This is a genomic window from Paracoccus sp. (in: a-proteobacteria) (genome assembly GCF_030604785.1).
Classification (GTDB): domain Bacteria; phylum Pseudomonadota; class Alphaproteobacteria; order Rhodobacterales; family Rhodobacteraceae; genus Paracoccus.
The window spans coordinates 1-8311 of the sequence record NZ_JAUVVF010000068.1 but is presented as its reverse complement, the minus strand read 5'-3'; the positions used below and the strand labels follow the sequence as shown (position 1 = coordinate 8311).

The 8311-nt window shown below is 67.1% G+C and carries 7 protein-coding genes, 1 pseudogene and 1 other annotated feature; of the genes and pseudogenes, 6 read left to right on the top strand and 2 right to left on the bottom strand.

Translation table 11 applies throughout. The features are described 5' to 3' along the window. The 6 genes from QAR72_RS15225 to QAR72_RS15200 form a co-directional block, all read left to right on the top strand. A partial coding sequence (locus tag QAR72_RS15225; RefSeq protein ID WP_304618227.1) for a LysR substrate-binding domain-containing protein occupies window positions 1–353 on the top strand: 353 nt, incomplete at its 5' end. 110 nt (window positions 354–463) lie between these two features. Then, window positions 464–1456: a tripartite tricarboxylate transporter substrate binding protein gene (locus QAR72_RS15220; protein ID WP_304618226.1), complete on the top strand. Its 993-nt coding sequence runs from the start codon at window positions 464–466 to the stop codon at window positions 1454–1456. Between the two features lie 79 nt (window positions 1457–1535). Continuing rightward, complete coding sequence (locus tag QAR72_RS15215) at window positions 1536–2036, top strand: tripartite tricarboxylate transporter TctB family protein (protein WP_304618225.1); 501 nt, start codon at window positions 1536–1538, stop codon at window positions 2034–2036. Window positions 2037–2046: 10 nt separating this feature from the next. Continuing rightward, window positions 2047–3534 carry a tripartite tricarboxylate transporter permease gene (locus QAR72_RS15210; RefSeq protein ID WP_304618224.1) on the top strand — a complete coding sequence of 496 codons (1488 nt, stop codon included), beginning with the start codon at window positions 2047–2049 and terminating at the stop codon, window positions 3532–3534. Window positions 3535–3548: 14 nt separating this feature from the next. Continuing rightward, window positions 3549–4391: a shikimate dehydrogenase family protein gene (locus tag QAR72_RS15205; RefSeq protein ID WP_304618223.1), complete on the top strand. Its 843-nt coding sequence runs from the start codon at window positions 3549–3551 to the stop codon at window positions 4389–4391. Next, window positions 4388–6286 carry a bifunctional sugar phosphate isomerase/epimerase/4-hydroxyphenylpyruvate dioxygenase family protein gene (locus tag QAR72_RS15200; RefSeq protein ID WP_304618222.1) on the top strand — a complete coding sequence of 633 codons (1899 nt, stop codon included), beginning with the start codon at window positions 4388–4390 and terminating at the stop codon, window positions 6284–6286. Before QAR72_RS15205 ends, QAR72_RS15200 begins: the two co-directional genes overlap by 4 nt. A 458-nt stretch (window positions 6287–6744) precedes the next feature. Here QAR72_RS15200 and QAR72_RS15195 read toward each other — a convergent pair. Next, window positions 6745–8010: pseudogene (locus QAR72_RS15195) on the bottom strand (IS3 family transposase). Next, window positions 7613–7729 (bottom strand) — a sequence feature (AL1L pseudoknot). Its footprint overlaps the pseudogene before it by 117 nt. 50 nt (window positions 8011–8060) lie before the next feature. Further along, window positions 8061–8311: AAA family ATPase (locus QAR72_RS15190; RefSeq protein ID WP_304618221.1), on the bottom strand; the 251-nt coding region annotated here is incomplete at its 5' end.

Below are 8311 nucleotides of genomic sequence, written 5' to 3'. Positions count from 1 at the left end.
TGCGCTATCCCTTCGTCGGCGTGGACCGGGCCGATCCCTATGGCCGCATCCTGGCCCGTCCGCTGGACGAGGCGGGGCTGAACCCGCGCTATGCGATGCAGGGGCGCTTTGCCCAGACCATCGTCAGTCTCGTGCGCCACGGCCTCGGCGTCGCGGTCATCGACGAGTTCTCGGTGGCCGAGGTCTACATGCCCGGCCTCGTCCGCCGCCCGCTGAAGGAGCCGGCGGCGATCACCGCCTGGTCGGTCACCAAGCGCGGCCGCCAGCTGTCCTCCTTTGCCGAGACGACCATCGGCCTCTTCCGGCGCGAGCTGGCCAAGGCGCGGGCGCGCGAGCGGTGGGACGACGGGTGATTAACCTGATGTTACGGAGCCGTTAAAGACGGTATTTGCTGTTACAGCGCGTCTTGGGCAGATTGGTCCCGCACCCTGAGAGGACAGGGACCGTTTTTAGGGAGGATGTCATGAGGACTTTTCTGGGCGGCGTCATCGCCGCGCTGACGATGGCGGCCACGCCGGTGCTGGCCGACTACCCCGAGCGCGAGATCCAGGGGATCATCCAGTGGGGCGCGGGCGGCTCGACCGACGTGGTCAGCCGCGCGGTCACGCCCCATGCCGAGGAGGTGCTGGGCCAGCGCGTCATCATGCAGAACGTGACCGGCGGCGTGGGCGCCATCGGCCTGAACCAGGCGGAACGCGCGGCCGCCGACGGCTACACGCTGCTCTTCGGGGCCGAGAACCCGCTGCTCTACAAGGTGATGGGGCTGGGGCAGAAGGATTATTCCGACTTCATCCCGATCAACGTGCTGGCCCGCGGCGTGCCGATCATCGTGACGCGCCCCGACGCGCCCTTCGACACCTTCCCCGAGCTGATCGCCTATATCGAGGAGAACCCGGGCGAGCTGCGCTTCGGCTCGACCGGGCCGGGCGGGCTGCCCTCGGTCGTGACCGCGATGATCAACGAGAAGACGCCCATCGACGTGACCGCCGTGCCCTATGACGGCGACGGCCCGGCGCTGACCGCGCTGCAGGGCGGGGCCGTCGACGTCATGCCGGCCGTCCTTGGCGCGGCGATCGAGGCGATCCGCGCGGGCAACCTCAAGCCCATCGCGATCTTCGACGAGGAGCGCGTCCCGCAGCTGCCCGACACCCCCGCGATCACCGAGACGAACCCCGAATTCGCCGACCTGCTGCCCTGGGGGCCGTTCTTCGGCATCTTCGTCAAGCAGGGCACGCCCGATGACGTGGTCGCCAAGCTGACCGAAGCCTTCCAGGCGGGCGCCCAGAACCCCGACTTCCTGGCGCTGATGGACGGGCGCGGCTTCCGGATGCTGTCGCTGTCGGGCGCCGAGGCGCAGGACTTCCTCGACACCTGGCAGCGCCAGACGGCCTGGATCCTCCACGACGCCGAGATCGCGAAGAACTCGCCCGAGGAGTTCGGGATCGAGCGGCCCTGACCTTCCCCGCGCCGCCCCCACCGGGCGGCGCGACCCCTTCCACCGGCGCTGCCGATCCGTGATCCCGGAGGGATGTCCCATGGACCCCAAGCCCACCCGCCGCCCCGGCGAGCTGGCCTTCACCATCTTCCTGGCCGCGGCCAGCCTGGGCCTGCTGTGGTCCGCCTACGGCATCGCCGGCTTCGAGGCCCTGTCCTCGCCGGGCGCCGTGCCGATGGCCACGACCGCGATCATGGTCGTCTCGGCGCTGGTGGTCCTCTTTGAAACGCTGCGCCGCCCCGCGGGCCGCATCCAGACGCTGCGGCGGGACATCCTGCCGCCGGCGGTGATCGTGACCATCGCGATGATCGCGCTCTATGCGCTGCTGCTGCGCCCTCTGGGGTTCATCCCGACCTCGCTTCTGTTCCTGACGGCGATGATCTGGTTCCTGTCCCGGCGCGGCCTGCTGTTCTGCCTCGGCGTCGCCTTCGGGACGGTGCTGCTGATCTGGCTGATCTTCCGCATGGTCTTTTCCGTCCTGATGCCGCCGGGGATCGTGCCCGAGGGCCGCATCGTCGCCTTCCTGATGTCGCTGTTCTAGGGGCCGCCGCATGGACATCCTGCCCAACCTGCTGATGCCGCTGACGCATCTGGACCTGCTGGCGCTGATCGCGGCGGGCACCTTCGCCGGCATCTATGTCGGCGCCATTCCGGGCCTGTCGGTGACGATGGCGGTCTCGATCCTGATCTCGTTCACCTTCTCCTGGGACGTCTATCCGGCGCTGGCGCTGATGATCGGGATCTACATGGGCGGGGTCTATGGCGGCTCGCGCACCGCGATCCTTTTGAACATCCCCGGCGCGCCCTCGGCCATCGCCACGGCGCTCGACGGCTTTCCGCTGGCCCAGAAGGGCCGGGCGGGCGAGGCGATCGGCATCGTCACGGTCGTCTCCTTCATCGGCGGCTTCATCGGCATCTTCGCGCTGGCGGGGCTGGCGCCGGTCCTGTCGGACTTCGCCCTGCGCTTTCAGCCGCGCGACTTCATGCTGCTGGCGATCATGGGCATCCTGCTGGTCGGCTCGCTGTCCGGCGGCAGCCTGACCAAGGGCGTTTTCGCCGGCGCGCTCGGCATCGGCATCGGCGCGGTGGGGATGGACCCGCTGACGGTGCAGGACCGCTTCGTCTTCGGCCTCGACGAGCTGCGCGGCGGGATCTCCTTCGTCGCGGTGATGATCGGCATGTTCGGCGTCTCCGAGGCGCTGATGCAGCTGCACAACGTCCACACCCCCGCCGTGCGCCAGAAGATCGACGGGATCGTGCCCAGTTGGGCAAAGGTCCGCAAGCACCTGCCGCTCGGCCTGCAAAGCTCGGCCATCGGCACGGTCGTCGGCGCGCTGCCGGGGACGGGCGGCGACATCGCCTCGCTGATGGCCTATGACCAGGCCAAGCGCGTGACCCGCAACCCCGAGACGCCCTTCGGCGAGGGCGCGGTCGAGGGGCTGGTCGCCCCCGAGGCCGCCAACAACGCCGCCGTCGGCGGGGCCTTCATCCCGATGATGACGCTTGGCATTCCCGGCGACGCGGTCACCGCCATCATGATCGGCGCGCTCTTCATCCACGGGCTCAACCCGGGCCCGATGCTGATGATCGAGCAGCCGAACATGTTCTGGTTCATCGTCGGATCGCTCGCGCTGGCCAACTGCTTCATGCTGCTCTTCGGGCTGACCGGCATCCGCCTTTTCGTGAAGGTGGTCGAGCTGCCGCGCACCATTCTTCTGCCGGTGATCCTGGTGCTGTCGATCGTCGGCGCCTATGCGATCAACAACAGCCTGACCGACGTCTACTGGATGCTGGGCTTCGGCGTGCTGGGCTACTTCATGCGGCTTTACGGCTACCCGCTGGCACCTGTCATCCTGGGCGTGATCCTGTCACGGCTGCTGGACGACAACTGGCGCCGCGCCATCATCAGCACGCGCGAGGATTTCGGCGCGATGCTCATGGGCATCTTCACCAGCCCGCTGTCGCTGACGCTGCTTCTTGCGGTGGTGATGATCCTCGTGACCAACTCGCCCTGGTGGGCCCGCTGGCGGGGGCGGTGATGAAGGACCTGACCATGACCGACACGATCCTGCTGGGCCTCATCGGCGACAACATCGCCGCCTCCCAATCGCCGCGGCTGCACCGGCTGGCGGGGGCCCAGAACGGACGGGCGGTGCGTTACGACAGCCTGATCCCGAGGGTCGAGGGGCTGGAGTTCGACGCCCTCTTCGCCCGCTGCGCCGCGGGAGGCTACCGGGGCATCAACGTGACCTATCCCTACAAGGAGGTTGTTGCCGACCGGCTGCGGATCGACGATCCGCTCGTCGCCGCCATCGGCGCCTGCAACACCGTCCTTTTCGGCGAGGGTCAGCCGCGCGGTTTCAACACCGACTATTCCGGCTTCGTCTCGGCCTATCGCCGCGTCCGGGGAGATGCGGCGCCGGGTCCGGTGCTGATGATCGGCGCCGGCGGGGTCGGGCGCGCGGTGGCCTTCGGGCTGATCGCTCTCGGCGCGGCCGAAATCCGGCTGGCCGACCGCGACCCCGCCAAGGCAGACGCGCTGGCCGAGGCGCTGCGGGCGGCCCGCCCGGGCCTGCGCGTTGTCACGGGCACGGACGCGGCGGCGCTGGCGCCGGGCGCCTCGGGCCTGATCAACTGCACCCCCGTCGGCATGGTCGGCTACGAGGGCACGCCGCTGGCCTCCAGCCTCATGGCGGGCGCGGAATGGGTCTTCGACGCCGTCTATACCCCGGTCAACACGCAGTTCCTGCAGGACGCGGCCGCCGCCGGCCTCGCCATCATCTCGGGCTACGAGCTGTTCATCGGCCAGGGCGTCGATGCCTGGGCGATCTTCACCGGTCTGCCGTTGGACGAGGCGCGGCTGCGCGCTGATCTGCTCGCGGGGCGGGACGCATGAAGACCTCGATCGCGACCGTCACCGTCTCGGGCACGCTGCCCACCAAGCTGGCGGCCATCGCCGCCGCCGGCTTCGACGGGATCGAGATCTTCGAGCAGGATTTCCTTGCCTCGGACTTCACCCCGGCCGAGGTCGGGCGCATGGTGCGCGATCACGGGCTTCAGATCACGCTCTTCCAGCCCTTCCGCGACTTCGAGGCGCTGCCCGAGCCGCACCGGTCCCGCGCCTTCGCCCGCGCCGAGCGCAAGTTCGAGCTGATGAACCAGCTCGGCACCGACCTGATGCTGGTCTGCTCGAGTGTCCATCCCGCTGCGATGGGCGGCATCGACCGCATGGCGCAGGATTTTCGCGACCTCGGCGATCTGGCCGCGAAGCACGGCGTCCGCGTAGGCTACGAGGCCCTGTGCTGGGGCCGGCACGTCTTCGATCACCGCGACGCGTGGGAGGTGGTGCGCCGCGCGGACCACCCGCAGGTGGGCCTGATCCTCGACAGCTTCCACACGCTGGCGCGCCGGATCGACCCCGACACGATCCGCGCCATCCCCGGCGACCGCATCTTCTTCGTCCAGCTGGCCGACGCGCCGGCGATCCCGATGGACCTCCTCTACTGGTCCCGCCACTTCCGCAACATGCCCGGCGAGGGCGATCTGGACGTCACCGGCTTCATGCGCGCGGTCGCGGCGACGGGCTATGACGGCCCCCTCAGCCTCGAGATCTTCAACGACCAGTTCCGCGCCGGCCTGCCGCGGATGGTCGCGCAGGACGGCCATCGCAGCCTGATCGCGCTGATGGACTCGGTGCGGCGGGCCGAGCCTGCGCTGACCTCGGCCGCGCCTATCCCCGCCTCCCTGCCCGCTCCTGCCCCTGTGAGCCATGTCGAGTTCATCGAGTTTGCAACCACCCCGGCCGAGGCCCCGGCGCTGGAGGCGCTACTTGCGACCGCCGGCTTTGCGCGGGCAGGGGCGCATGTGTCCAAGCCCGTGACGCTCTGGCGGCAGGGCGGGGCGAATGTGCTGGTCAATACCGGCGAGGCGGGCTTCACCCACAGCACCTACCTGACCCACGGCACGACCGTTTCGGAGATCGCGCTGATGGTGCCGGATGCGGCCGCGGCCTTCGCCCGCGCGAGGGGCCTTCTGGCCCAGCCCCATGGCGAGGAGCCTGCCGCGGGCGAGCTGCGCATCCCGGCCATCCGCGGCGTCGGCGGCAGCGTCCTGCGGCTTCTGGACGAGGGCGCGGACCTTGCCGGCATCTGGCAGGTGGACTTCGCCGCTTCTCCCCCCGAGCCCACGGACGATCCCGGCGCCGGGATCACCGGCATTGACCATATCGGCCAGACCATGGCCTATGACGAGATGCTCAGCTGGTCGCTTTTCTATACGGCGATCTTCGACGCGCAAAAGGCGCCGATGGTGGACGTGGCCGATCCCGACGGGCTGGTGCGCAGCCAGGCGATCTGGGCGGGCGGGCTGCGCGTCACCCTGAACGGCGCCGAGGCGCGCCACACCCTCGCCGGCCGCTTCATCGAGGACAGCTTCGGCGCCTCGGTCCAGCATGTCGCCTTTTCCAGCCGCGACATCTTCGCCACCGCCGAGGCGTTGGCAGCGCGAGGGTTCGCCGTCCTCAGGATCGGAGTCAACTACTATGCTGACATGCAGGCGCGGTTCGGCCTGCCGGACGCGCTGGTCCGGCGGATGCAGACTGCACAGATCATGTATGACGAGGACGAGCGCGGACAATTCTTCCAGCTCTACAGCCAGCCACGTGAGGATGGTTTCTTCTTCGAGATCGTGCAGCGCGATGGGGATTATCAGGGCTACGGCGCCTCAAACGCGCCTTTCCGTATCGCCGCTCAGAAGCGCGCTGCACGGCCGGTAGGGATGCCACGGCGCTGAGCCGTTCGACCGCTTAAGTGCCGTGGTTTTGGCGATTGTCAGAGATAAAATTGCCGCCCTCCCTTCGCTCCGAGTGAAGGTGTTCTAAATAACAAGCAGCGTAGAGCTCCACGCATCCCAGCATCGCCTCTGCACGGTGGCCGACGCTCCCCGGCACCGTTTTCACGCCCGCGGCCCGTTGCGGCCGGTCGAGACAGTCGCGGCAGCGCCGTGCAGCTTCCCGAGAGCAGACGCTCATGCTTGGCGCAGCGAAATCGGCAGGTCACAGGCTGCTATGCGGGCCAAACCGGTCATTGGTCAGATCTGCGATACTCGCCTCGATAAATCTCAGAAGTGCTCACTTAAAGCGTTCAGTTTCGTGGCCATCTACGACGATCAACCATGCACATCGCGTGAAATAGCCTCTCCAACGCGGAAACTGAACCGCGCCGGGTTTGCCGGAGGCTGATTGACGTTAGTTACGCGGCCATGGGTTCAGTTTCCAGAACTGCGTAGAAGTTGGCCTCGGCTTCTGCGGGCGGGATGTTCCCGATCGGCTCGAGCAGGCGGCGGTTGTTGAACCAGTCGACCCATTCCAGCGTGGCATATTCGACGGCCTCAAAGCTGCGCCAGGGGCCGCGGCGGTGGATGACTTCAGCCTTGAACAGGCCGTTGATCGTCTCGGCCAGTGCGTTGTCGTAGCTGTCGCCGACGCTGCCGACCGAAGGCTCGATGCCCGCTTCGGCCAGTCGTTCGGTGTATTTGATGGAAAGGTATTGCGATCCGCGATCCGAATGGTGGACCAGCCCCATGCCCTTGGTCGGGCGCCGTTCATGGACCGCCTGTTCGAGGGCATCGAGAACGAACCCGGCATGAGGGGATGTGCTGACGCGCCAGCCGACGATGCGCCGGGCGTAGGCGTCGATGACGAAGGCGACATAGACGAACCCCTTCCATGTGGCGACATAGGTGAAATCGTCGTCCATTGGGCTTGAACCAATGGCGCCACAATGGACGACCCCACAGCATGTTCGGCGCGGGCACGCGGAACTGGCGGTTCACCTTGTCCAGCGGGCAAGGCTGCTTCTTGTCCGGGATCGTCGTCCTGTGTGGCTTGCCGCGTATAATGCCCTGAATATCCATGTCCTTCATCAGCCGCGCGACCGTGCAGCGGGCGACATCGAAGCCCTCGCGGTGCAACTGGTGCCAGACCTTGCGCACGCCGTAGACGCTCCAGTTCTCCTCGAAGACACGCCGGATCTCGGGGCGCAGCGCCTCGTCCCGGCGGGCACGATCCGACCGCCGGGACGGATCGGCCCGCTTCGCCAGATGATCATAGTAGGTGGATGGGGCGATCGGCAGCACATCGCAGATCGGCTCGACCCCGTGCGCATCCCGATGCGCGTCAACGAAATCCACCATCACTTCGACCGGCGGTCGAGCTCCGCCATCGCAAAATACGCTGACGCTTTGCGGAGGATCTCGTTCGCCTGGCGCAGCTCGCGGTTCTCGCGTTCCAGCGCTTTCATCCGCTCGGCCATCTCGCAGGAGACGCCCGGGCGTCGGCCGCTGTCGACCTCCGCCTTCTTGACCCAGTCGTTCAGCGTCTGGGGCGTGCAGCCGATCTTTGCCGCGATCGACATCACCGCCTGCCAGCGCGACGGATGTTGGGCCTCGGTGTCGAGAACCAGCCGCACGGCCCGCTCGCGCACTTCAGGTGAAAACCTGTTCGTGGTCTTGCTCATGATGCTCCATCCTACTCAAGAGTTGGAGCCTCCGGCAAACCCGGCGCGGTTCATATTGACCAGTGCAGCGCCTTCAGTATTGAAGATTTCCCTGATCCATTCTCGCCAACCAAAACCGTTAGCCTTGCAAGCGGAACTTCAATTTCATCATCAATTCTTAAAAAATTCGCAATCTTAGGGTCAGGACCCATTGATTTTCTTGAGGCTGTCCGGCCCGCGTGATTCAAGCTCCCGAACTGACGGGGGTGATGATGAGCAATCTTTTCTGGCTGACCGACGCGCAGATGGAGCGGTTGAAGCC

Coding starts and splice junctions, on each gene's coding strand:
- QAR72_RS15220 (WP_304618226.1), top strand. CDS start 464: ATGAGGACTTTTCTGGGCGGCGTCATCGCCGCGCTGACGATGGCGGCC.
- QAR72_RS15205 (WP_304618223.1), top strand. CDS start 3,549: ATGACCGACACGATCCTGCTGGGCCTCATCGGCGACAACATCGCCGCC.
- QAR72_RS15210 (WP_304618224.1), top strand. CDS start 2,047: ATGGACATCCTGCCCAACCTGCTGATGCCGCTGACGCATCTGGACCTG.
- QAR72_RS15215 (WP_304618225.1), top strand. CDS start 1,536: ATGGACCCCAAGCCCACCCGCCGCCCCGGCGAGCTGGCCTTCACCATC.
- QAR72_RS15200 (WP_304618222.1), top strand. CDS start 4,388: ATGAAGACCTCGATCGCGACCGTCACCGTCTCGGGCACGCTGCCCACC.